Source organism: Zunongwangia pacifica (assembly GCF_023499215.1).
Lineage (GTDB): Bacteria > Bacteroidota > Bacteroidia > Flavobacteriales > Flavobacteriaceae > Zunongwangia > Zunongwangia pacifica.
Window position 1 is genome coordinate 17363 of sequence record NZ_JAKHSK010000009.1, and the last position, 24762, is coordinate 42124.

Below are 24762 nucleotides of genomic sequence, written 5' to 3' on the forward strand. Positions count from 1 at the left end.
ATTGATTAAAAGGTATATCTGATTTTTCCGGTGAAGCTTCTTCCCGGTTTTTGTAAACTAAAATTGTCATAGAGGTTTTTATCTAGAATATTTCGAATTTCCAGTGTAAAGCTAAAATGATCCATCATATAAGTAGCGGTAAAATCATGCGACCATTGCTCAGGTATGCCATGCTTAGTGTTGGCTGTTCCATAAGAGGGCCAAAAGAGATAGAAAGCATGCACATACAGCAAATTATAGCCCAGGCTCAATTGGTTCCCGGTATTCATGATATTGCTGAAATTGTATGTAAGATTTCCGTTTCCGTAGAAATAAGGTATGTTGGGAATGCGGTCACGATACACCAGGCTTTCTGTACCTTTTACATATTTTGTATTATTTCTTAAATTCTCGTAGGTAAGGTTCACTCCTGCAAGCAAGTTTTTATAGGTGTAATTGATTTGTAATTCACCTCCTAAATTGGTGACATCCTTAAGATTTTCCATGGTTTGTAATACTTGATGGGTGTTAAATCCTGGACGTATGAAATCTTTAGCATCTCTATAGAATAATGTGCCATCAATACGGAAACGATGATCATATCTTAGCATAAAAGAATAGGCAATTCCGAAGTTATAATTGTGACTGCTCTCTGGTTTTAAATTGGTATTGCCCTCCAGCGTGATATTCCCATCTCCAAAAAGTTCATTACCCGTAGGTAATCGGTAACTCTTCTCGTATGAAGCCTTTAATTGAATATTATCCTCAATGAAATAAGTTCCGGCGATCCCCCCGCCAAAATTATTAATTCGGTTATGTCTCTCAATTTCTATAAGATCATTACTCCCGGATTCTCTGTAGGATTGTATGAAGTTATTAACTTGATTATAATTCTTTACAAATACGGTGGCACTCCAGTCTTTTTGTTCTATTTGATAGCCAAGACCAAGTACGTTTTTAAATGATTTTCTGGGCTGGTTGTAATTATTCTCCTCAGGGTCAAGCAGGTTCTCCTGTTTCCTGTCAAAACTTGTAAAAACATTACTAAGAGATAACTTTTGATACTCATCTATTTTGTAATCAAAGGATGCATTTACAAGTCCGTTATTATTTTGAAATTTGGAATATGTAAAAGATTGCTCTCCGCCAGGATTTCCGTTTCCTAATTCTTTGTAATTACCATACCAGTCATATCTGCGATTAACAGTATCGATTACCTGTTCTTTTCCCAAATTGTAATTGGCATTTATAGAGGCATCAAAACCTTTAACAAAAAGATCCTTTTTTTGATACTTTAAAGTAGGCATGATGATGTTGCTTTTGGAATGGCGTTGGCCAAACACTCTTACCAAACGTTGTGCAGTTTGAATTTCATTATATACCTGTCCTAGAGTGATCCCAAAAAGAAGCCGATCAGCGTAAGGTTTATTGATTACTCCGAGATTTCCAATAAAGGTCTCGTTATGATACTGGTCATGAAATCGTCGTACTTCCTGGTTTCGACTATAAGCTCCGGTATTTACGTCGGCTACATCAACATTAACTTTATAATCATTATCCGAATAGTTTTGAAATGCATTGATGTTTACAACAATATCATTTTTAAATATTTTGGTCATCTCGACATTGGTGCGATGCGTATTAAAGGAGCCGTAGGAATATGAAAGGTCTAATCGGTCTTTCTCATAAGTATTGGTAACAATATTAATAGCACCTCCCAGGGCATCGGCTCCTAAACCAACAGGTACCACACCTTTGTAAATTTCTATACGCTCAGCAAGATTTATGGGAATATTATTGAGTTGAAAAGCACTTCCGAAATTATCCATAGGAATACCATCAATAAAGATTTTAACCTGATTACCACGAAAACCATTCATGGATAGGCTCATCCTTGATCCCACACCACCACTCTCGCGCATTCGAATTCCTGAAGCCCTGTCAAGTGCATGAGCAACATCCAGAGTACTGTTTTTTAATTTAGTAGCATCAATAACATCTACGTTGTAAGCTAGGGCTTCTATCTCCTGAATCTTATTTTTACCAATGATCATCACTTCACTTAGATTGTAGCCTTTTTCTAGGACTATGTCAAGTTCATAACTTTTGGCCTCTTCTAAACTAATGGTTTCAGTATAAGTTTTATATCCAATGAAACTCACATTTATTTTCTGTGATCCAGTAAGGTTTGTTTTTAAGTAATAGACTCCTTTATTATCACTGATGACCCCTGTTGTTTTACCAGCTATGGAAAAAGTGGCTCCGGAAACCGGAACGCCATTTTGATCAGTGATTTTTCCATAAATTTGAATGGACTTTTCTTGAGCGAGCATAGGGATGAACCATATAGAGATAAGGCTGAAACAGATAGTAAGAAGATATCTTTTATTCATGTTATTTTTATTAAGATTTATTATAAATAAACAATCAAAGAATCACAATAGATTATTGAGTGTGATATATTAATTTATAATCGTTGTTGGCGTAATAGAACGTTTTTTCATTTTTAGAAGAACGGCAAAACTTGTTAAAGCAGTGAGTAACCAAAAAATATCAACAACCATAATTTGGTGATAACCTTTGGCTGCAGCGATCCACAACCAGTTTCCGGTAATAATCCCGTTGCTTACAGGTACCAGTATACTTAGTAGTCCTCCAAGTAAAAGACAGGTTTTATTCGTAAAGTAATTGTTCCTACGAAATAAAAATAAAATTACCAGTGCGAGCCAACTATAAAAGAATACAGGATAAAGTACCTCCCTGCCACCGGTTTGATGGGTTAATTTCATAACAACGAAACTCAGTGCCGTCACAGGGAATAATGAAAGGCAGGATGCTGTATAAACCTGAACCAACCAAAAATTAAACTTCCTTTTATAAGCCGAAACATTTTTTTTGTCTCGTGCTATCAGCCAGATATGGACTCCTGATAAAATGACGAAGCAGGTAATAAAGCCCAGAACAAGGTAAATAAGTTTGAGTCCATATCCTCCAAAATCACCATAATGCAGTCTTCTTAGTATATTAAATGCACCGGCAGCATAGCCTTTAGGCTGGTCGATGGATTTTTCGGCTATAACAGCTCCATCTGCCAAATAGGTTATATAAGCATTACCTGCTAGAGAACGATCAAAGCCTGGTGATCCGGCAATGTTTACATACATGCCTTTATCATTATAATTATTAATGGTTATTTCATCTATTATTAAGTCTGGCCATTTTTCAAGTGTATTATGCACCATCTTATTGAGCGATACCTTGTTTTGAAGTCGCTCTCCCTGAAAATCTATATTAACCGGTTCTTTAAAACTCATTACCTCCTGAATATTTTCCGATTGATTTTCAAATAAATATTCCTGAACCGGTGGAAGCATTACGGTATAGCCTATAATAAGATAACAGCCGGTTACTGCAAACATAAACTGATAGGGAAGACCAATCATTCCCAGCGCTACATGGGCATCTGTCCATATCGTTTTCCATTTGGCTTTTGGACGAAAGACATAAAAGCTGGAAATAATTTTTTTCCAATGAACTATAACTCCTGTGATCACAGCAAAGAGAAAGAAGAATGCCACCAATCCGGCTATTAAATATCCTGATCTTCCAAAGAAATTTAATTGTGCAAAGAAATGCAGCCGATAAAAGAATTCTCCCAGCGAATAATTTTCCATGTAATTCTTTTTATCAAAGGAATTCATATCCATATAAAAGTAATTACCATATCTTCCCAACGCTTTATCTACAATGCTGGTATCTTTAGATGCTGTGAATGAGGTAGTCACCCTGCGTTCAAAATAGCGATGAGAAAAGGTGATATCCCTTCCATATAATTGTTGATCTTTAGCCATGCTGTCCAAAGCCTGATCAAAATCTATAGTGTTGAAATAATTATCTTCAATAGGTTGGTTTCGTTGCCAGGCATTGATCTCATCCCTTAAAAAGGCAATAGAGCCGGTAAAGAAAATAACATATAATAGCGCGCTGATAATGATTCCACTAATGGTATGGGTGTGGAAGAATATATTATATAGACGTTGTGACATACAAAAGCTTTACGGGATAAGTATAAAAATGACAAGTAGTAAAATACTGCTTAATAAATAGATCCCTAATGATTTTAGTCCGCTTTTGGGAATAAATGCAAGGATCATCAGGCATGCCCATAAGATGAAACCGGCAAACTGGAGACTAATAATGGCAGCAGGTTCATCAATAGATTTAATAAGGATCATAAAGAATAATTCGGTTATTACATAACCTCCTGCAAAACCAGCTGTTATTTTTAAGAGACGATGTAATGGTGATTTTGTAAGATGTTTCTTATTAGCGGGCATACTTAAAAGATTAAAAATTCCACGATAAAGGATATTAAAAGTAAAGTAGCCAGTACAGGCCATTTAAAAAATTGAAGTGGAGCAGTTAATACGACCAGGCTTAGTATACTCATTAAGATAACTAGAGCACCAAAAATTCCGCTTCCGGTGCCCATATTTATTATGGCAATTACTACGGAAAGTAAAATCAATATCCCTCCAATGGTTCTCGCTTTTTTTCGGTTAAAGGAAATCCAGTAGCTCAAACTATTCGTTTGTATAATCATTGCTCTTTGTGAGGTGTAGTAACAAACTAATACCCCAGTAAGCATGAACAATATGATCAGGGTGGTCATTTTTGTTAGGTTTTCGGTTTCTGAAAAACAAATGTATTAATTTAGATTTAATAAAAATAAGTAAAATTGATTTTTTCGTTTATTATTTTAAATAGGATCAATAGGTCTTTATAGTTGAAGGAAATAGGATGTTTTTAATAGCTCGATATCTAAATTTTGGTTACAGCAGGTTGAAATTAGCTGATAAAGGATTGTAATTTTTTAGTGAATAGTGGTTTGTTGTTTTTTTTGATCCTGTATAATAAAGGGTTTTTATGGTAAACCGTAAGGTCTTGCTCATCGTTTGTTGTACCTTTTTTAAAATAATCTAAATCATTTTTATAATGGCTGTAAAGCATACACCAACAGAAATTGTACATCGTGGTCAAAAAGGAGGGACTACTGGATGCGGAACTAATACCAGAGAACATCCAACACATTGGTTGAATACTTCAGAGAAAATTACCTGTACAAAAAACGGATGTTCCTAGCATCAGTAATAGTTATGAAATCATCTGGTAGGTAATTCATTATCTGCCAGGTTTTAAAATTCAGCCATGAAAAATCTTTTACAACTTTCAATAGCAAGTGTAGTCCTTACAGCAATTACTTCCTTTGGCGCACTATCATCCTGCGCCGAAGAAACAGAAACTACCGTTTATATCTGTAAAGGAAAGTATAGTAAAAAGTATCACTATAAAAAGAATTGCCACGGACTTAATAATTGCTCTACAGATATTTATAAAACTACATTGGATAGTGCTAAAAAAGCAGGCCGAAAAATATGTGGTTTTGAAGATTAATATTTAAAGTTCAGAATTTTCAAATTACAGTAGACAATATACAGGTATTCATCAGCTTTCAGCCAATTCAAAATTAAATGATCCTGCTTCCTGGTTCTTGCATCTTGCTTCTCATGTCTCTTATCTATTTTCTAGCAGCGAAGCGGTCTAACTTCTAATTTCTGAATTAAAAAAGATCTCTCCCGATAGCTATCGGGATTGTCGAGATGACCAGCTTAGCATTCGAGATTTAATGTTTCAATTTTTGTCCTATACGGAGTGAAGAATACTGTTTTCAGTATACAATATACAGTCATTCAAAATTAAAAATTTGATTATCCGTAATTTGTAATAATTCGTTTTTTTTTCGTCATTCCGGACTTGATCCGGAATCTCTTATTATACTGGAAAACAAAATCTTGAAAATGAGATCCTGAATCAAGTTCAGGATGACATTAGCTTATTATGATTCATTCCGGACATTCGATTAAACAATTCCTGGTTCCTGACATTACAAACAGCACATGAATTTATTTTCAAATTGCCAAATTAACACATTGTCAAATCAGCTAGTTTCTAACAGCGAACCGGTCTAACTTCTAACTCAACATTCAACATTTTACCGTAGTAGAACTGCTAATTCCTTATTTCTTATTCATTATATGTGTTTGAATTATATATGGTGTGATTTGTTTTACTGTTTGTTCAGTTTCCGGATTTATACCTGGCGCCGTAAAATAGGTAAAAATATTATTTTCCTTATCGTACCAGATTTTAGGTCTGCCTCCGTTGTCAAAAAACTCTGTTTCAGGATTTACTTCGATTTTTTTAAAATTTTCCAGGCGGTATTCATTCCATTCTTCCTCTAAAAGCTCTCCACTACAGGCAGCGATCTCAAAATGATCTTCTTTCCAAACCATACATTCCTCCCGACCGGTCGAAAAGCCTAAATAACCAATCCCAAAAAGAACGGGGAATATTACTAATAAAGTAGTGAGGACTTTCTTTTTGCTTTTCACTTTTAAAGAAATCATATTTTCCACTTCTTCAGTCTGATCTTCTTTGTGCTGCGTGATTAAGTAATCCCGGTAGGATGCATAGCCAATGTAAGTAGCCAGTTGGTTTTTCTTTTCTCCGTTTGGAGTTGTTTCTCCATTATAATAGCGTTCTAAAGTCTTGCCAGAGAGTTGAAACCTATTTTCTTCCATCAAATAATCCGAAATATGTTCGGCCCACTTTCTTAAACTTTCTTCTCCAGATTCCTCTTTAGCTTTTTTAAAAATTTCTTGTAAAAATTGTTCCATAAGATACTTTTTTGGTGGTTATTCAAATTTATGGTTTTCCTCGTAAAAACCTAAAAATCAGCTTTAAATAAGTTCTTTTTTGTATGGACAAGTTTGTCCTGCAGCCTGTCCTTTTCTTGTCTGAGACTTGTCTGTTTTTGTTCTGTTTTGTCTCTGGTATGTCTCGAATTTTTGCTGCTTCTCATCACATCTTTGCCATGTAATCGAAAGAGAACCGGGTTTTGCAATCCTGGTACCGCGCAACTTTCGATTATAGAAAGTTCAATACGACTTGTGAAAGTCACCGGGAAGTAACTTCTCACGGTTGTATTGCTTTCCACTTCCCAAATGTAGGCTTTATAAGCCTATTCCTAATACGGATTGTCGTAAAGCGGGGCTTAAGCCCCTAGGACATCCCATGTCAAATTTTTAACAACAAAGTGATGAAAAAAGCAATTTTATTTTTATGCATATTAGGGGCAAACATGGCATTTATTGCCTGTACCGATGATAGTTTAGCTGATATCAATGAATTTAATGATACTTATGCCGATGGCACGGAAGGTGGAACCGGTAATGAAGGTCCCGGGGGAGCGAATGGCGGAGAAGATGGAGAAATAGATCCACCCGCAGATCCGCCAGGAAGTAATTAAATTTCGAAAAAAGCGCTGCATTTAATGCAGCGTTTTTTATTTTTAAGAATGAAAAATTTCTATTTTATAATTTTTCCTTTCTTATTTATTGCTTTTACTAGTTGTGATAAAAAGACCAGTATTAGTGATAATGGCAAAATTGATTCTGCTTATTTTTATTTCTCGAAGGGGAAATTAGCTGATAAAGTTTTCGATAAAATTGCCTATTTCAATGAAGCTTTTCAACACCTTCAGGATAAAAACGATACGCTTCAACCGATTTTATGGGATTATAAAATCTATTATCATGATTTTTTAAAGGAATACGATACTTCGGCTTATTATGCCAATAAACTTCTTCAAAATGGCATTTTAGAAAAAGATACGCTTCAAATAGCCAAAGGATATTATAGATTAGCTAAAAATCATTTATATCAAAATGATCATATAGAAGTATTGAAAAAGATGTATTTATCGCATCAATTTTACTTATATGGAAGGGATAGTATCAATGCTGGTAAAAGGTTGGTTGAATTGGGAATCGCGCAAAGAAGATTAGGTGATTTTATTGGCAGTCAAGCGAGTCAGGTGAAAGCACTTCAATTATTCAATAATTTTTCGGATTCTACTTATTTTCTAAGCATATATAATAATCTTGCTACCTCTTATCGGCAATTGAATGATCTTGAAGAAGCCATAGAGGAATATAAAAATGCCTTAGTTTATTCAAAAAATAAAAATGATAGGCTTACGATTTTAAATAATATTGCCAATATATATGCTGACTTAGAAGAATATGATAAGGCTTTATCAATATTTGAAAATATCCTTCCTCAAACTGAGAATAACTATGTAGGATATCGTATAAAAGACAATTATTATTTTACCCAATGGCTTATTGATAAAAAATTAGCAAGTATAGATAGTTTAGAATCGGTTTTGATGCAGCGGTTAAAAAATAATGATCAAATAGGTTTGATGGCCAGTTATGATCATTTAAGCCAGGTGTACCTAAAAACGCAGACAGATAAAGCTTTTTCTTACGCTAAAAAGTACTATAGGCAGGCGGTTCAAACCGACAATCCTACTGACCAAGTACGTGCATTAAAATATGCTATTCAGATAGGTCCTGATAAGGAAATAAAGCAATTTTCATTAAATTATATTCAGTTAATTGATAGTTTGTTTAACGCCCGTAGTAACGCCAAAAATGTATTCGCGAAAATCAAATATGATGAGGAGCAAAAGCTAGAGCAGATCGAAAGCCTGGAAAAACAATCTGCACAGCAACAAATCGCCTTATTAAAATCTTCTAATCAGCGAAATATCGCTATCTTTTTAGGATTACTTATTATTGGTGCCAGTGGATTTGTTATTTACTATATACGCCAAAAGGCTAAAAAGAAGCGAATTCGTGAGATTCATAAAACCGAAGCCAGGATTTCTAAGCGTCTACATGATGAATTGGCGAATGATCTCTATAGGTTAATGACTGCCCTTGAAAATATTAATGCGCCGGAAAAAATAGAGTTATTGGATAAATTAGAGGATATTTATTTTCGCACCCGTGATATTTCTCGTGAAAATTTACCAGTAAAGACCGATCAGGACTATCCTAATGAAATACAGGAAATGCTTTCTCAAATGACCCCAAAGTCGGCACGCATCTACCTGATAGGGATTCAGGAGGTTAAATGGGATAAAATAAATGAAGAAGCGAAAATCACTATTTTTAGGATGCTACAGGAACTGATGGTGAACATGAAAAAGCATAGTAAGGCAAGTATTATCAGTTTTAATTTTAAGACTGAAAATTCTAGGTTACAAATCAATTATAACGATAATGGTGTTGGCTTACAAACTAATGCTTTAAAAAAAGGTAAAGGATTGGACAATGTGGAAAACCGTATGGAAAGTATTGGCGGTTCTTTTAAATTTCAAACGGGAAACCAGGGTGGTTTTTCTGTAGAACTTATAATACCTTTTTAAATGTTTCAAAAAATCCTGATAGTAGAAGATTTTGATAGTACATATAAATCTTTAAGCACTTTTTTAAAAACCATAGGGCAGCCTAAAATAGACGTTGCTACTTACTGCGACGAAGCTTATCTTAAATGTAAAAGGGCGGCATTAGATCGAGAACCTTACGATTTAATAATCTGTGATTTATCTTTTAAAGCCGATCATAGAGATGAAAAAATCACTTCTGGAGAAGAACTTTCCATTCTTCTTAATAAAGAACTACCAGATTTAAAAATCATCATCCATTCTATGGAAGATCATCCTTCGCGAATACGAAAGCTTAAACCGTACATCAATGGCTATGTATGTAAAGGGCGTAAGGGTATGGAATATCTTAAAATTGCTATTGATGAGGTTAGCAAAGGAAATTTTTATTTATCTCCTACTTTGGAAACAGCACTTAACCAGTCTAATATCAAGGAACTTACCAACTATGAAACCCAATTATTAAGATGCCTGGCAGAGGGCTATACCCAGGATCAAATTTGCGCTGAGTTTATGCAAAAAGGCTTAAGCCCCGGCAGTAAAAGCGCTATTGAAAAACGTATAAAAGAGCTGAAAGACGAATTTGGCGCCAAAACCAATGCTCAATTAATAGGTATTGTGCTTTCACTACAATTAATCTGAGGATGACTTGAATATAAAAAAGGTTGCTTACGGAAATCCGTAAGGTTCTGAAAATCAATAGTTATAATTTTATCATATCAAAATAGTTCAATATGATGAAATTAGTACTCAACTTAAGCTTTCTATCTATATGCTGTCAATCGGTGGCAGTATCGTCCTTTAATGATTCGATGACTCATTTTCTAAAGAGAGTGGATCAATCAACCTCTCATAGTCCAGAATATAACTATAATTCCTTTTATAGCGAATATCAAAATGATGAGGCGTATTACTTCGGTTTAATTTCTTTTAGAAGTGGCAATTATATAGGTAACAGTGATGTCTATAGAGATGGTGTTAGTACAATATCAAATTATGGTCCTGATTGCCTAAAGAGAGCAAGTAAACCACCTCTGGGCAAACCCGTGAGTTATTTGTTCGAAAATCATTTCTATTTCGGGGTATGCCGATCCCTTCCCGCCATCGGGATTGGGGTGGGGCCATAGCTTTTCATCTAGATTATCGGGTAAAATCTTTTGTTCAGATTTTGCTCTGCCTCCGGTATATTATTAAATCCAAATCAGGTTCATACTAAAACAATTTACATTATGGGAATAAGAATGCATAAACGAATTAATCTTGGAAAAGGGATAGGAATTAACATTAGTAAATCCGGTATTTCCCCCAGTATACGCACTAAACGTGGAACATTAAGTACAAAAAGCCTTTCGGTACGAACAGGAATTCCCGGACTAACTTACAGGAAAACATTTTCTAAAGGTAAAGGCTGCTTACTTCAGATGGTTATTCTCTTTGGCATAATCACTTTTCTAACTTATAAAATCTCAAGCCTATGAATACTACTATTTCTACCGAACTTAAAAGCCATTTTTTAAGACTTTATCAAATGGCGCTGACCGATGACAAGTTCGATGTAATGGAATTAAAAACCTTATATCAATTTGCTGAAGAGCGAAATGTTCCGAAAGAAGAACTGGATCGTTTGCTTTTAAATCCGGTAGATCATTCCTCTACTATTCCAAAGGAGGTGACCACCCGGATTGAATATCTATATGATCTGGCTTTTATGATCCTTGCTGACGGTGTAATCACAGAAGATGAACGCAATACCCTGAAGAAGTACTGCAAAAAATTTGAGTTCCTCGACGAGAATATTGATGAACTCTGTGAATACCTGTTGGATTGTGTACAGAAGAATATCACCAAAGAAGAAATTATAACCAACCTTAACCTTTAAATTATGGCCATCAAAAATTTATTTGCAGTTAGGAATACGACTGCACAAAAAGAAGAAGCAACACCAAAGGAAGATAAAGAACAAATTCGTATTACCTATTATCAAAGTGGGTTTGCCGCCTCTACCAAAGCTTCGGGAAAACCAATTGTCTTACAGGCCTGTCTACAAAACCTGTTTGCCAGTTTTGAAGATCAATGTAGAAGACAGGAATTAGAACAGGAGAAATTAAAACAACCTTATAAAGAAGAACAGGAGCGTTTACGTACCGAGTTAAGGAAACTGGAAACAGGTCTTTCTATTTTTGAAGAAAAAGAGCTTCAAAATAATCAGCATATCGAGAAGCTACATAAAGATATGATTGATGTAAAACATGATCCCGAAAAATATGGGGTAGAGGCGGATAAACGGCCAAAAGCTCAATTTTATATAGGATTATTGGTGTTGCTTCCTATCACGTTATACTTATTAGTGTTCTATGTATCGGCATCTTACTCTGCTTTTTTTAAAGAATTTACTGTTGATGCTTTGGTTACAGCCATTTTTGATAAAGATGCTTTTACCAGTGCTTTTAATGATAGTTGGTTAGAGGGGATTCTAGTGACCACCATTCCGTTTGTTTTTATGGGATTAGGCTATGTAATCCACATGATGCAAAAGGGGAAGGGCTTTTTAAATTATCTGAAATTAACAGCGCTACTCCTTATAACCTTTGCTTTTGATGCACTCTTGGCCTATTCCATTGAGCAAAAAATCTATAATTTCAATAAAACCCTTACCGATCCACCTTATGATCTAAGTATTGCCCTTTTTGAAGCACAGTTTTGGATGATCATATTTGCAGGTTTTGTTGTGTATATTATCTGGGGTCTTGTCTTTGATTTTATAATGAAAGAATACGAAAACCTGGATAAGATCAAAGTATTTATTCAGAATAAGAAAGAAGAAATTAAAAACCTGAAAAGGGTTAAAGAAGAGTTGGGAGAGAAGCTTTCCGGATTTAGGCATCAGATTATAGAGGTGAAAGGAAAAATTGCTGAGGTTCAATCTAAAATCAATGGGTTTATTTTTCCCATTAAAGAATACCTGCTTTACCACACACAATATAAAGAAGGGTGGTTTCAGGCAATAATGACCGAAATAGCCCTTCCTTCAAACAAAAAAGAGGAATTATTACAGTCTTGTGAAAACATGGCAGAACTTCACTTAAAAGAAATGAAACTAACCGATAACGATTTTCAACATCTCGTTTATTCAAAAAATTAAATGATGAAACCACTACTATCTCTATGTATAATTTTTCTGTTTCTGGCTTGTAAGTCAGAACCTAAATCAGAAAATTCATCAGTCGGGTCTAAAGTAAATACAGAAACAATAAATTCTCATTCCGCAAAAGCTGAAGCTGCAAAAAAATTAAATGTGAGTTTATTATTAGACTTATCTGACCGCATTAACCCTGAAAAATATCCAAACCCAAGTATGGAATATTACCAGCGTGATGCCGCGTATATCCAAACGGTTGCCGATGCCTTTAAAGCGAATGTGCAGCAAAAGAAAATTATCCTGATCGATGATCAAATTCAATTATTCTTTGCTCCAGAGCCATCAAATCCTGAAATTAATGCCATTTCCCAGGATTTGAAATTCAGTTTTAATAAAGCGAATATTAGTAATGAAAGCCTAAATCTTTTTGAGCAGCATTATAAAAATTTACCAACTAAAATTTATGAGCTGGCGATACTGGACGATCACTATGTAGGATCAGACACTTGGAAATTTATGAATCAGAAGGTCAAAGATTACTGCATTGAAGAAAATTATCGGAACATATTGGTGATTTTAACCGACGGATATATTTATCACAAGGATAATCTGAGAGAAGAAGGAAACCAAACAACCTATTTAACACCAGAATTTATTCGAAGTAAGCATTTGACAGCTAATGACTGGAAACGAAAGTATGAAGAGAATAATTATGGTTTTATTCCGGCGACTAACAATCTTAAAAATTTAGAGGTATTGGTATTGGGAATTAACCCTGATCCCAAAAATGATTTTGAAGATGATATCATCAAGCGTTACTGGTCCGATTGGTTAGAAGCTATGGGAGTAGCTAATTACAAAATTTATAATGCCGATTTACCGGCTAATATGCAGCAGGTAATTACAAAATTTATTCAATCTTAAGATTTAAAACTATGGAACTACATACACAATTAAAGTCATTAGCTACTAAAGTAAATAAGTTGAAAGATCAGATTACCAACGAGGAATCTACCAAGCATGCTTTTGTACTGCCGTTTATTAACATTTTGGGTTATGACGCTTTTAATCCCATGGAAGTTGTACCCGAGTTTACCGCAGATATAGGGATGAAGAAAGGAGAAAAAGTAGATTATGCCATCTATCAAAATGGAGAACCCATTCTTATCGTTGAATGTAAACACTGGACTTCTTCTTTAGATGTCCATAATTCGGCACAGCTCTTTAGGTATTTTCATGTGACCAAAACTCGATTCGCATTGCTTACCAATGGAATAACGTATAAATTTTATACCGATCTGGAGGATGCCAATAAAATGGATGAAAAACCCTTTTTTCAGTTTGATATTACAGATTTAAAGGATTCTACGATTAAAGAAATAGAAAAGTTTCATAAATCAAACTTTGATATTAGCAAGATCATCGATAATGCCAGTACCCTTAAATATACCCGAGAGCTTAAAGGGGTTATTGAAAATGAAATGACCACACCATCGGTAGATTTAGTTAAACTTTTGGCCTGTAAAGTCTATAGTGGAAGAATGACGGCCAGTGTTGTTGAAGAGTTTACAGAAATTTTGAAGCGTGCGTACTCACAATTAATTAGTGAAAAAGTAAGTAATAGATTATCCACTGCTTTAAGTAAAGAAGAGGCGGTGCAGAATGAAGAAGTACAAGAGGAGGTAGAGAAAACTTCGAAAATAGAAACGACCGAAGAGGAAATTGAAGGTTATAATATAGTCCTGGCCTTATTGCGTAAAGAAGTCCCTAAAGAGCGTATTGTATATAGAGATACACAAAGTTATTTTGGGATCCTACTCGATAATAATAACCGAAAGCCTATTTGTCGATTACATCTTAACGGAGGTGTAAAGTACATTAGTACCTTTCATAATGATCGTAAAGAAGAAAAAGTGAAAATCGAAAGTATCGATGATATTTTTAATTTTGAAGGAGAATTGCTAGCGACGGTAAAGAATTATGATTTGAATTGATAGTCTTTTTTTATTAGATTCATCAATTCTTTTGTAAAGGTAAGATTAACGTCAGTCCATATCGAAGTTATTACATATTATAGAGTTGGCTTTTCAAATTATTAATTTAGGATTGTTATTTTTTCGAAAGCTTTATTGTTTTATTTTGTAGGTTCTGAAAAGTTTTAATAAAAGCTTATTTGAAAATCATTACTATGGATAAAGTTTTCAATTTTATTTTATTCTTCCTGTTCACCTGTAGTTCGCTTGTAGCTCAGCAAGACAGTCTTTACGGCTTTAAAGCCAATGGAAACCCGATAATAACTCATAAATTTACACCAGACCCGGCCGCATTTGTGGAGGGAGATACTTTATGGCTATTTACAGGACACGATGAGGGTAAGAAAAATAGTTCATTAGTGATGAAAAATTGGCTGGTCTTTTCTACTACAGATTTAGTAAACTGGACCGAATATCCTGTACCGCTAAAAGTTTCTGATTTTTCCTGGGATAAAACTGGTAGGGCTTATGCCGCACAGGCCATAAAAAGAAACGGAAAATACTATTGGTATATTAGTACAGATGGTTCTGGGATAGGTGTTGCGGTATCAGAGTATCCACAAGGACCTTATGCTGATGCGATAGGCAAGCCATTATTAACTCCGGACGACTGTTTTGCTTCAGATCATTATTGGTCCTGTATAGATCCCAGTTTGATTATCGATGATGATGGGCAGGCTTGGATTTTTTGGGGAAATGGAGAATGTTATTATGCACGTCTAAAAGAAAATATGGTCGAGATCGAAGGGCCAGTTAAACAACTTAAAATTGATGGAGCAGATTATACAGAGGCACCATGGATTCACAAATACAACGGGAAGTATTATTTATCTTTTGCCGAAGGTTATCCTGAACGAACCGCTTACGCTATTGCAGATCGTATAGAAGGTCCGTATGTTTATAAAGGAATTCTTAATGAAATACCCGGAAACGCAGATACCAATCATCAGGCTATTGTAGAATTTAAAAATGAATGGTATTTTATTTACCATAACGGAGGCCAGCAGCCTAATGGATCTTTAAGCACTCGTTCTACTTGCATAGACCGATTGTATTACGCGGAGGATGGCACAATCAGGAAGGTTTTGATGACCTCTGATGGTGTGCAATAGATTCTACTTTAATTTTTTCCGCTCTTGCGTTCTTGCGCCATTTTGTAGTTATGACTTCCAAATCGATTTTAGGTAGCCATGATGTGAAAAACAATTAATACTTCCAGCTCTTTCAAATCATTGCTATAGTTTTAAGACTTGTAGGGCTACCTTACGGAAATTTTTTATGGTGTTGTCTTAGATTTAGTTGAAGTATTGGCCAACAATAAAACACTTTACTCGATACTAAATACTCCTATCGGTTTCGATAACTATCGGGATTGGGATGCGTCGAAGTAAACAATAGTTTTCTATTAAATGCCACATGGTTTTGCTTTAAGGCAGTTTACTTGCTGTAAAGGTTCTTACCCTAAATGCCGAAGAGATTAATATAGCTTTATCCCGATTTTACTTGCTGTAATCATTACACTTTGAAAGATCCTTATTTTTGGATAAGTTGATCCTGATACTAGTAGCGCTTAGTAGGCTAATTTGAGCAATTGATATTTCCATGATTTTCTTTTCTTGAGTTTTTCAGATTCTAATCTTGAAGGACCGTAAAACATTCATAAAAACATTTTTTATTGCCTAAAGAACAAAAGGAAGAATTGAGTACGAATTTAAAAAAGCCTGTTTGTTAAGCTTTGTTTTGCTTTTTTTAACTTTTGCTAAAACGTTTAAATTTAAAAAATCATCTTCTATTAAGTTAATTTATTGATTATTTTCTCTTTTGATACATGAGTACCTCGTAAAATATCATTTTACCCCCCTTTATATTATTGAAGTATTAATAAAATTGTCTAACAGAAAGTTAAAATTATTTGCGCAATAGGATTTCTGAAGAAAAATAATTAACACATTATTAAAATTAAATAGTTGTTAAATGATAAATAATTACTTATTGAATCGGAAACTAAGGGCTATTCATTTCGTATGGATGCTTAGTTTTCTTTTTGCCAGTTATAACGCTAAAGGCTCAGGTTTTAAAGAAAGGAGCATGTTGTCAGATCCTGATCAATCAGTTATTACAGGAACGGTTTACGATGGAAATGATCAACAACCTTTAATAGGAGTTACAGTTAGGGAAAAGGGAACTAATAATGGTACTGCAACAGACTTTGATGGTAAGTATAGCATACGTGTCGCTAAAGGGGCAACTTTAGAATTTAGTTTTGTGGGGTTTAACTCTAAAGAGGTTGTTGTTGGCGATCAGGGAACCATAGATGTAACACTTAGTTTAAATCAAGAATCACTTGAAGAAACAGTGATTATTGCTTTTAGTGGAAAACAGAAAAAAACCAATTTAGTTACCTCTGTAACCTCTATTAATCCAGAAGAACTAAAGGGCCCCACAAATAACCTTACCAATATGTTGGCTGGTCGCGTACCTGGAATGATTTCCTACCAGCGATCTGGTGAGCCTGGCGCAGACAACTCAGACTTTTTTATACGTGGTCTAAGTACATTTGGTAGCGGTAAAAGAAATCCACTTATATTAATAGATGGTATAGAATCTACCCCAACAGATTTGGCCCGTTTACAACCGGATGATATTGATTCTTTTTCTGTGCTCAAAGATGCAGCTGCAGCTTCAGTATATGGGGCACGGGGCGCGAATGGTGTGGTTTTGATCACCACAAAAAGAGGAAAAACAGGTAAAACAAATTTCAGTTTTAGAACTCAAACGAGAGTTTCTTCAAACACTAAGAATTTCAATTTTGCAGATAACATAACGTATATGAATCTTGCTAATGAGGCTGCATTAACCCGTGATAGACAGGCTATTTTGCCGTATTCTCAAACTAAGATTGATAGAACGGCGGCTGGAGATAATCCATTGTTGTATCCTAGTAATAATTGGATTGATCAGATGGTTAAAGACTATACAATAAACGAAAGTTTAAACATCAGTGCTAGTGGAGGTTCAGAAAAGGCACGTTATTATGTATCTGGAACCTACAATATTGATAATGGGATCTTAGATGTTGAACCTATCAATAATTTTAATAGTAATATTAAACTTCGAAATTATTCTATCAGAAGTAATCTGGATATTAAATTGACAGGAACAACAGATTTGTCCTTAAATGTATACGGTCAGTTTGATGATTATAATGGTCCTGTAGGGGGGACAGATCGTTATTCTCCTTATGGAAGGGTTTCAGGAGGTACGTATGTCTTTAATACAGCAGTTTGGTCTAACCCAGTAGCATTTCCTGCTGTTTATCCCTCAAATCTTAATCCTATTATAGAGCATCCCTTATTTGGAGGAGCCCCTACAGAAGTTGGTGGGAATACGTTATTATTTAATCCTTATGCGGAAATGGTAAAAGGCTATCAAACCAGTAAAGCTTCTACCATTCAGGCCCAAATGCAGATCAATCAGGATTTAAGCTTTATAACGGAAGGTTTAAGTTTTAGATCGATGGGCTATATCAGAAGATATTCTTACTACGAAGTAAGCCGACAATACAATCCGTTTTATTATTCTTCATCTTTGAACCCTGTTGATAATAGTATAAAGCTTACGGTTTTAAACGATGGGAGTGAGGGCTCAATAGGACAAACAGGTACTGAATATATCGACCTTTCGGGCTCTAGCGAGAATATAAACGCAAGGATTTATAATGAATCTCAAATAAATTACAATAGAACATTTGCTGAGAAACATACAGTTTCTGCAATGCTTTTAAATCTTATTTATAGCACAGAAAATGGAGCAAGCGGGGATTTACAATCATCATTACCTTTTAGAAACCATGGTTTATCGGGAAGTTTGTCATATACGTACGACGACAAATACTTAACGACTCTTAGTTTTGGTTATAATGGTTCAGAGCGATTTGCAAAGGGTAATCGTTATGGATTCTTCCCCTCTGTTGGATTAGGTTGGAGAGTTTCAAGGGAAAAGTTTTTTGAACCGCTTGAAGATATAGTTACAAACCTAAAGCTAAGAGCTACCTGGGGGCAGGCAGGAAATGATCAAATAGGAGAGAACAGAGACCGCTTTTTCTATTTATCCAATGTAAACTCTAATGATGGTAATTTTGGAGCGAGATTTGGTCAGGATTTCGATTACTATAGGCCAGGTGTATATGTATCGAGGTATCCTAACGCCGATATTGGATGGGAAAAATCTGAGCAATACAACTTTGGTCTTGATCTTGAATTGGCCAAAGCTTTAAATGTTACGTTAGATATTTTTAAACAAAAACGGACAAATATTTTACAAAATCGATCTGAGATTGGTTCCGTTGTAGGATTAACCGCCACGCCACAATCAAATTATGCAAAATTAGAAAGCCATGGTTTTGAAGTAGCTGTGGATTATAATAAGGTGTTTAATAATAATTGGTGGACACAACTAAGGGGTACATTAACTTATGCGACTAATGAGATCACACAATTTGATGAACTCACCTACCCAGATAATCTTAGTTATTTATCTCGGATTGGTCAGCACTCAGATCAGCAATATGGATTTATAGCAGAGCGTCTGTTTGTTGATCAAGAGGAGGTTAATAATTCACCTACCCAGATAGGAGATGTTAATGGTGGGGATATAAAATATCGCGATATCAATGGCGACGGTCAAATCACCAATTTAGACCGTGTGCCTATTGGGTTACCAACAGTTCCTGAGTTTATTTATGGTTTTGGGGGTAGTGTTGGTTATAAGGACTTTGATTTGAGCTTTTTCTTTCAGGGATCAGCACGTTCTTCGTTTTTTATTGATCCTGTACGTATATCCCCATTTGTAGTAGAAGGTAGATATCAAAATGGTTTACTAAAGGTTATTTCAGACGATTATTGGTCTGAAGATAATAGAAATGCTTATGCGTTTTGGCCTCGATTGAGTTCAAATCTTGAACCAAATAACCTTCAAAAATCAACTTGGTGGTTGAGAAAAGGAGATTTCCTGAGACTGAAGAATGTTGAAATAGGGTATAAAGCTCCTGAGAAGTTACTTAATTCATTAAATATTAAGTCTTTGAGAGTATATGTTAGTGCGTTAAACTTAGCAGTATGGAGTAGTTTTGACCTTTGGGATCCTGAGATGGGAGGGAACGGCCTTGGATATCCTATACAATCGGTTTATAATTTAGGTTTGCAATTTGATTTTTAAAAAAAAGGATATGATTTTAGATATAAACAAAAATAATTTTCGTCTTTGGTCAATTGTATTGGCTCTTGGTGGGATTCTAACATTTAGTTCTTGTGAAGACTCTTTTTTAGATGTTGTGCCCGATAATATAAATACCATCGATAAGGTTTTTAATCTTAGAAATGAAGCAGAGAAGTACCTTTTTACGTGTTATTCTTATATGCCCTCAAATGGTAGTTTAACAGGTAATCCAGCTTTTTTGGCTGGAGATGAGATGTGGATACCAGATGAATTTCAGGCTGTTACCGTTTATTCTTTAAACATTGCCTTAGGTCTTCAACAAGTGGGTGATCCATTTTTCAATGCTTGGGATGGGAGGTCTCAGGCCAATGCTATATTCCAGGGTATTCGGCATTGTAACATCTTAATAGAAAATCTTAAAGATCCTGATCAGGTGCCTGATATGAGTGCCAGTGAGCGAGAGCGTTGGATTGCAGAAGGTAAATTTTTAAAAGCTTATTACCACTTCTATTTGATGCGCATGTACGGAGCGGTACCTATTTTGGATAAGAGTATAGATGTAGACGCAGATGTCTCTGAGTTTTATGTGCCACGTTCACCTTTTGATGAAGGTATCGATTATATTGTACAATTATTGGATGAAGCGGCTGCTGTATTACCTCCATCTATAGCAGATCAAAATACGGAATATGGCCGTATTACTTCGGTTATAGCAAAAAGTCTAAAAGCGCGTGTATTGCTTACTGCTGCAAGCCCATTGTTTAATGGTAATGAGGATTTGGTAAGTGTGGCTAATACTGATGGAACTCTTTTATACAATACTTCTTATGAAGCTTCTAAATGGCAGGAGGTTGTTGATGCTGCATCAGAGGCGATTACTCTGGCTGAAAGTTCTGGACATGCGCTTTATAAATTCTCAGGTAATACCTTTAATCTCACAGATACCACATCATTTAAGCTAAGCATACGTAACGCAGTGACTTTAAGAAGAAGCGAAGAGGTGATTTGGCCTAATACGCAAAGTATAGTATCTGATTTACAACGTCAATGCATGGCGCCTCTTTCAATAGATGATAACCATAGGGCTGCTGAGAAAATTGTATCTCCTACTTTAGATATGGCCAAATTGTTTTATTCTAAAAATGGTGTGCCTATTCATGAAGACAAAACTCTTGATTTTTCGGATATTCTGGAGATAAGGGAAGCCAATGGGACAGAAAAGAACAATATACTTCAAGGATACCGTACTTCTCGTTTAAACTTTGATAGAGAGCATCGTTTTTATGCTGATTTAGGTTTTGACGGTGCAATATGGTACAGAAATGCTGATCAAGATGTGGAAGATGAATCGCACATAGAAGCGAAATATGCAGATTATGCAGGTAGTAATCATGCCTTTTTCTTCAATGTTACCGGTTATTTTTGTAAAAAACTGGTGAATAATGATCAAAGTTTTGGTGAGAACGGAGCATCTTATAGAAATTATGCATGGCCCGAAATGCGACTCGCTGATCTCTATCTTATATATGCAGAAGCTCTTAATGAAGTAAATGGGCCTACATCAGAAGTCTTTGAATATCTTGATGCTATACGTGAACGAGCCGGGCTAGAAGGTGTAAAAGATTCTTGGATAAACTTTTCAAACAATCCGAATAAGCCAGAGTCTAAGAGTGGTCTTCGAGATATTATTCATCAAGAACGTCTTATAGAATTGGCCTTTGAAGGGCAGCGTTATTGGGATATGTTAAGATGGAAAAGTGCAGTAAGAGAACTTAATAAACCAATACAGGGCTGGAATGTTTATGGCGAAGAAGAGGCCGATTATTATCAAATTCGAACCCTTCACCAGCAACGTTTTGTTTCTCCTCGAGATTATTTCTGGCCAATTTGGGAATATGCTTTGTTGCAGAATCCAAATCTGGTACAAAATCCTGGGTGGAATTAATAAAAATTGAAGAAGATGAAAACAAAAATTTTAAATTATCTAGCAGTAATTGGAACAATCATAGGAATGATTTCTTGTTCTGATGAAGATTTACAAACACCTTTAGAAAGTAATGAAGTAGCACCCCAACAGGTTTCAGATGTAAGTGTTGAAAATTTGCCAGGTAAGGCAAAAATATCATATAGGCTGCCTGAAGATCAGGATTTACTTTATGTTAAAGCAGAGTACACTCTAGCCAATGGTAGGGAGATGGTAGTAAAATCATCTTATTACAACTCAACGATGCTTCTTGAGGGGTTTGCAGGGGAAGAATCAAATGAGGTCGAAATTACTACGGTAAATAGAAGTGAAAAAGAGTCTGAACCGGTAAAGGTTACGGTAAATCCTTTAAAAGCACCTATTTACGATGTTTTCGAAACGATTGAATCAGGCGCTGCTTTTGGAGGTTTATATATTAATGCCGAAAATCCAGATCGAGAGGATCTAGCACTACTTTTGATGGAAAAGAATGATTTGGGCGACTGGGTAATAAATCCATTCAGTGTTTACACTAAAACCGATGAAATAAAGCGAACAATAAGGGGGTATGATACTATTCCCAGGGAGTTTGCTATTACAGTACGAGATCGTTGGTTAAACTATACAGATACGCTTTTTACAACAATAAAGCCGCTTTTTGAAGAAGCTATTCCTACACCTTATAAAGGAATTAAATTACCAAATGATGCACCTAGACATAACTCAACACCTTTGGATGGTTTGTGGGATGGGAATTTGATGAACTGGGCAGGAGTTTATTTGACTCAGGGAACCTATACCGAAAATTTACACATGTTTACATTCGATCTTCAGGTCGAGGCTAAATTAAGCCGCATTGTAATATGGGATTATCCAGAGTATTTTAATGGTAGAACTTACTATTATAAAGGTTGTATGAAGAAATTTGAGATTTATGGTGCTTCAGAATTAGACACTTCGGGAGATCTAAGCAGTTGGACACTTCTTGGTACTTATGAAGAAACTAAACCTTCAGGTTTACCTTATGGGCAGCAAAATAATGAGGATTATGAAACTGCCTTAGCTGGTTTTAGTTGGGAGATACCTGCAGATATGCCTAAAGTACGCTATATACGGATAAGGAATTTAGAAAACTGGGAAGGTGGTAAAAGTCTTGCCATAGGAGAACTACAGGTTTATGGTAACACTAAATTTTAATCTAAAATAGAAATCATGAATAAAAAAATAAAAATTTACTTATATCTGATTCTTGGTTTTGCTTTCCTTTGGTCTTGCTCAGATGTAGCTGATATCGATGATTATAAAGAATTTGTTAAAGGAGGGGAAATCAACTATACAGAAAAGGTTGATTCCCTAAAAGCCTTTTCTGGAAGAAATCGTATAAAAATTCAGGGAATAGTAGATGCCGATCCAAAAATTAAAAGTTTTCGGGTTTATTGGAATAGTATGAAAGACTCGGTAGTAGTTCCTGTAACACGTACTACGGGGGTAGATACTTTAGAAGTGATTATTAATGATATTTCAGAAAACATCTATAATTTTGAGGTTCGTACTTTTGACGGTTTAGGAAATACCTCTATACCTCAATACACTACTGGAGAGGTTTATGGGGAACGTTATCAGAGTTCACTATATAACAGGCCGGTAATAGGTAATGAGCTTATAGGTAGTAATTTAACCGTGAATTACGCCAATATGGATCGAACTACTGGGGTTTTGGGTACCGAAATGGAATATACATCAGTCAATAGCTCAGAATTACAAGAAATATTTGTGCCTATAGATTCCACTCAGGCTCAAATTGAAGATTATACCAGTGGTTCAGAGTATCGATATAGAACGGTATTTTTACCAGAACCCACCAGCATTGATACCTTTTATACAGAATATAAGTCATTTATTCCCGAAGCAAAGTTAACCGATCCTCCTTATTTTGTTAATGCTACCTATCCTTTTGAAAAATTGGAATCAGGAGATAGATGGGGTACCCCGGCAGGCTGGATTCATAATGAGGCTGCTTTGAGCCATTCGGGTTATGGAGCTCTTGACGGCGATATTTTTGATTTGGAAAGTGGTTGGAATGAGCCAGACCTGTTGAATGCAAAAGTGTACCAAACCTTTGTTTTACCAGCAGGGACCTATGTTTATAGTATCGATATCAAAGAGCTAAACTATGAAGGGGCTGATAACAATTTAGATAAAGGCTATTTTACAGTAGCTGAAGGTGCTACATTACCTGATGTTGATGATGTAGAAACCTCCACGGCAACTTTGGCATCGGAGCGTATAAACAAATCAAACGGTTTACAAAGGGATCTGATTTTTACGTTAGATGAAACCACTCAGGTATCTATCGGCGTTCAAACCACTAACAATCAAGGTGCAGGTCGTTATTTGAAAATTAATTCTTTTTCATTGGACAAATTTACTCAGGCTCCTTACCTTAAAAATGCAAGCAAACCCTATCAGTTAGCATCTTCTGGAAGTAGATGGGGAACACCGGAGTATTGGATACATAATGATGCCGCAATGAGTCATAATGATAACGGTTCTCAAGGGGCTTATGATGGTAAGTCTAAGACCTGGGATTTAGAAAGTGGTTGGGAGCAGCCTAATATCGTTAATGGTAAGGTGTATCAAACGGTTTTTCTTGATGCAGGAACTTATGACTATCAAATAGAGCTATTTGCCACCAACTATAGTGGTACCCGGAGCGATACAGACCAAGCTTATTTTATTGTAGCCAAAGGTAGCACTTTACCAGATGTTGCAGATGTTGAAACTTCAGACCAAAGCATAGTCTACGACCGTGTTGATTCTGATAAAGGGAATTCTATAAGTATGACTTTTACGTTGACCGAACCTACCAGGGTTTCGATAGGGGCAGAAACCACTAATAAGGATGGAGTGGGACTTTATTTGCAGGTCAATTCGTTTAAGCTTATCAAACAATAGTATTCAAATTAAATACCAAGAGGCTGTCTAACCTTTTTTAATAAGCCTAATTATCCCGTATCACTGTAGGGAAGGCTTATTGAAATATAGTTTTTAGGCAGCCTTTTTTTAAAAATATTAT

At 35.5% G+C, this 24762-nt stretch carries 21 protein-coding genes; 16 read left to right on the forward strand and 5 right to left on the reverse strand.

Going from position 1 to position 24762, the window contains the following annotated elements; genetic code table 11:
* Positions 1-5: 5 nt before the first annotated feature.
* From L1967_RS07730 to L1967_RS07745, 4 genes are all read right to left on the reverse strand, one after another.
* Positions 6-2372 carry a TonB-dependent receptor gene (locus L1967_RS07730; RefSeq protein WP_249601153.1) on the reverse strand — a complete coding sequence of 789 codons (2367 nt, stop codon included), beginning with the start codon at positions 2370-2372 and terminating at the stop codon, positions 6-8.
* A 69-nt stretch (positions 2373-2441) separates the two neighbouring features.
* Positions 2442-4025 carry a PepSY-associated TM helix domain-containing protein gene (locus L1967_RS07735; RefSeq protein WP_249601154.1) on the reverse strand — a complete coding sequence of 528 codons (1584 nt, stop codon included), beginning with the start codon at positions 4023-4025 and terminating at the stop codon, positions 2442-2444.
* 9 nt (positions 4026-4034) lie between these two features.
* Positions 4035-4316 (reverse strand): hypothetical protein, encoded by a 282-nt coding sequence (locus tag L1967_RS07740; protein ID WP_249601155.1) that lies wholly within the window; start codon positions 4314-4316, stop codon positions 4035-4037.
* Between the two features lie 2 nt (positions 4317-4318).
* Positions 4319-4651 (reverse strand): hypothetical protein, encoded by a 333-nt coding sequence (locus tag L1967_RS07745; RefSeq protein WP_249601156.1) that lies wholly within the window; start codon positions 4649-4651, stop codon positions 4319-4321.
* A 323-nt stretch (positions 4652-4974) separates the two neighbouring features.
* Here L1967_RS07745 and L1967_RS07750 point away from each other — a divergent pair, with 323 nt between their 5' ends.
* Positions 4975-5121 (forward strand): hypothetical protein, encoded by a 147-nt coding sequence (locus L1967_RS07750; RefSeq protein ID WP_249601157.1) that lies wholly within the window; start codon positions 4975-4977, stop codon positions 5119-5121.
* A gap of 66 nt (positions 5122-5187) precedes the next feature.
* On the forward strand, positions 5188-5433 hold the full coding sequence (locus L1967_RS07755) for a hypothetical protein (protein WP_249601158.1): 246 nt from the start codon (positions 5188-5190) through the stop codon (positions 5431-5433).
* Positions 5434-6056: 623 nt separating this feature from the next.
* Here the strand turns inward: L1967_RS07755 and L1967_RS07760 are convergent.
* Positions 6057-6716 carry a hypothetical protein gene (locus tag L1967_RS07760; protein WP_249601159.1) on the reverse strand — a complete coding sequence of 220 codons (660 nt, stop codon included), beginning with the start codon at positions 6714-6716 and terminating at the stop codon, positions 6057-6059.
* Between the two features lie 422 nt (positions 6717-7138).
* Between L1967_RS07760 and L1967_RS07765 the strand changes: the two genes are divergently transcribed.
* The 14 genes from L1967_RS07765 to L1967_RS07825 all read left to right on the forward strand — a co-directional run bounded on the left by L1967_RS07765 (position 7139) and on the right by L1967_RS07825 (position 24641).
* The gene (locus L1967_RS07765) at positions 7139-7348 is read left to right on the forward strand and encodes a hypothetical protein (RefSeq protein WP_249601160.1); all 210 of its coding nucleotides are present in this window, start codon (positions 7139-7141) and stop codon (positions 7346-7348) included.
* Positions 7349-7396: 48 nt separating this feature from the next.
* On the forward strand, positions 7397-9316 hold the full coding sequence (locus L1967_RS07770; protein ID WP_249601161.1) for an ATP-binding protein: 1920 nt from the start codon (positions 7397-7399) through the stop codon (positions 9314-9316).
* Complete coding sequence (locus tag L1967_RS07775; protein ID WP_249601162.1) at positions 9317-9976, forward strand: helix-turn-helix domain-containing protein; 660 nt, start codon at positions 9317-9319, stop codon at positions 9974-9976. It abuts the gene before it with no gap.
* 191 nt (positions 9977-10167) lie between these two features.
* Positions 10168-10461, forward strand: a complete 294-nt coding sequence (locus L1967_RS07780; RefSeq protein WP_249601163.1) for a hypothetical protein — start codon at positions 10168-10170, stop codon at positions 10459-10461.
* A gap of 114 nt (positions 10462-10575) precedes the next feature.
* Entirely contained in the window at positions 10576-10812 is a 237-nt protein-coding gene (locus tag L1967_RS22455; protein WP_420856407.1) for a DUF4236 domain-containing protein, read from the forward strand.
* Positions 10809-11213: a hypothetical protein gene (locus L1967_RS07785; RefSeq protein WP_249601164.1), complete on the forward strand. Its 405-nt coding sequence runs from the start codon at positions 10809-10811 to the stop codon at positions 11211-11213. The genes L1967_RS22455 and L1967_RS07785 overlap by 4 nt, the downstream gene beginning before the upstream one ends.
* 3 nt (positions 11214-11216) lie before the next feature.
* Positions 11217-12476, forward strand: coding sequence for an ABC transporter permease (locus L1967_RS07790; RefSeq protein WP_249601165.1), 1260 nt, complete (start codon positions 11217-11219; stop codon positions 12474-12476).
* Between the two features lie 153 nt (positions 12477-12629).
* Positions 12630-13397 carry a hypothetical protein gene (locus L1967_RS07795; protein ID WP_249601166.1) on the forward strand — a complete coding sequence of 256 codons (768 nt, stop codon included), beginning with the start codon at positions 12630-12632 and terminating at the stop codon, positions 13395-13397.
* 11 nt (positions 13398-13408) lie between these two features.
* Entirely contained in the window at positions 13409-14467 is a 1059-nt protein-coding gene (locus L1967_RS07800) for a type I restriction endonuclease (protein ID WP_249601167.1), read from the forward strand.
* Positions 14468-14661: 194 nt separating this feature from the next.
* Complete coding sequence (locus L1967_RS07805; RefSeq protein ID WP_249601168.1) at positions 14662-15618, forward strand: glycoside hydrolase family 43 protein; 957 nt, start codon at positions 14662-14664, stop codon at positions 15616-15618.
* An 862-nt stretch (positions 15619-16480) separates the two neighbouring features.
* Complete coding sequence (locus L1967_RS07810) at positions 16481-19723, forward strand: SusC/RagA family TonB-linked outer membrane protein (protein WP_249601169.1); 3243 nt, start codon at positions 16481-16483, stop codon at positions 19721-19723.
* A gap of 10 nt (positions 19724-19733) precedes the next feature.
* Entirely contained in the window at positions 19734-21668 is a 1935-nt protein-coding gene (locus tag L1967_RS07815; protein WP_249601170.1) for a RagB/SusD family nutrient uptake outer membrane protein, read from the forward strand.
* Between the two features lie 15 nt (positions 21669-21683).
* On the forward strand, positions 21684-22883 hold the full coding sequence (locus L1967_RS07820; RefSeq protein WP_249601171.1) for a DUF5000 domain-containing lipoprotein: 1200 nt from the start codon (positions 21684-21686) through the stop codon (positions 22881-22883).
* Positions 22884-22898: 15 nt separating this feature from the next.
* Positions 22899-24641 carry a DUF4998 domain-containing protein gene (locus L1967_RS07825; protein ID WP_249601172.1) on the forward strand — a complete coding sequence of 581 codons (1743 nt, stop codon included), beginning with the start codon at positions 22899-22901 and terminating at the stop codon, positions 24639-24641.
* Positions 24642-24762 lie beyond the last annotated feature (121 nt).

Bases quoted from the DNA above. Each gene is read 5' to 3' on its own strand.
- L1967_RS07730 (WP_249601153.1), bottom strand. From the start codon at position 2,372: ATGAATAAAAGATATCTTCTTACTATCTGTTTCAGCCTTATCTCTATA.
- L1967_RS07735 (WP_249601154.1), bottom strand. From the start codon at position 4,025: ATGTCACAACGTCTATATAATATATTCTTCCACACCCATACCATTAGT.
- L1967_RS07740 (WP_249601155.1), bottom strand. From the start codon at position 4,316: ATGCCCGCTAATAAGAAACATCTTACAAAATCACCATTACATCGTCTC.
- L1967_RS07745 (WP_249601156.1), bottom strand. From the start codon at position 4,651: ATGACCACCCTGATCATATTGTTCATGCTTACTGGGGTATTAGTTTGT.
- L1967_RS07750 (WP_249601157.1), top strand. From the start codon at position 4,975: ATGGCTGTAAAGCATACACCAACAGAAATTGTACATCGTGGTCAAAAA.
- L1967_RS07755 (WP_249601158.1), top strand. From the start codon at position 5,188: ATGAAAAATCTTTTACAACTTTCAATAGCAAGTGTAGTCCTTACAGCA.
- L1967_RS07760 (WP_249601159.1), bottom strand. From the start codon at position 6,716: ATGGAACAATTTTTACAAGAAATTTTTAAAAAAGCTAAAGAGGAATCT.
- L1967_RS07765 (WP_249601160.1), top strand. From the start codon at position 7,139: ATGAAAAAAGCAATTTTATTTTTATGCATATTAGGGGCAAACATGGCA.
- L1967_RS07770 (WP_249601161.1), top strand. From the start codon at position 7,397: ATGAAAAATTTCTATTTTATAATTTTTCCTTTCTTATTTATTGCTTTT.
- L1967_RS07775 (WP_249601162.1), top strand. From the start codon at position 9,317: ATGTTTCAAAAAATCCTGATAGTAGAAGATTTTGATAGTACATATAAA.
- L1967_RS22455 (WP_420856407.1), top strand. From the start codon at position 10,576: ATGCATAAACGAATTAATCTTGGAAAAGGGATAGGAATTAACATTAGT.
- L1967_RS07785 (WP_249601164.1), top strand. From the start codon at position 10,809: ATGAATACTACTATTTCTACCGAACTTAAAAGCCATTTTTTAAGACTT.
- L1967_RS07790 (WP_249601165.1), top strand. From the start codon at position 11,217: ATGGCCATCAAAAATTTATTTGCAGTTAGGAATACGACTGCACAAAAA.
- L1967_RS07800 (WP_249601167.1), top strand. From the start codon at position 13,409: ATGGAACTACATACACAATTAAAGTCATTAGCTACTAAAGTAAATAAG.
- L1967_RS07805 (WP_249601168.1), top strand. From the start codon at position 14,662: ATGGATAAAGTTTTCAATTTTATTTTATTCTTCCTGTTCACCTGTAGT.
- L1967_RS07810 (WP_249601169.1), top strand. From the start codon at position 16,481: ATGATAAATAATTACTTATTGAATCGGAAACTAAGGGCTATTCATTTC.
- L1967_RS07815 (WP_249601170.1), top strand. From the start codon at position 19,734: ATGATTTTAGATATAAACAAAAATAATTTTCGTCTTTGGTCAATTGTA.
- L1967_RS07820 (WP_249601171.1), top strand. From the start codon at position 21,684: ATGAAAACAAAAATTTTAAATTATCTAGCAGTAATTGGAACAATCATA.
- L1967_RS07825 (WP_249601172.1), top strand. From the start codon at position 22,899: ATGAATAAAAAAATAAAAATTTACTTATATCTGATTCTTGGTTTTGCT.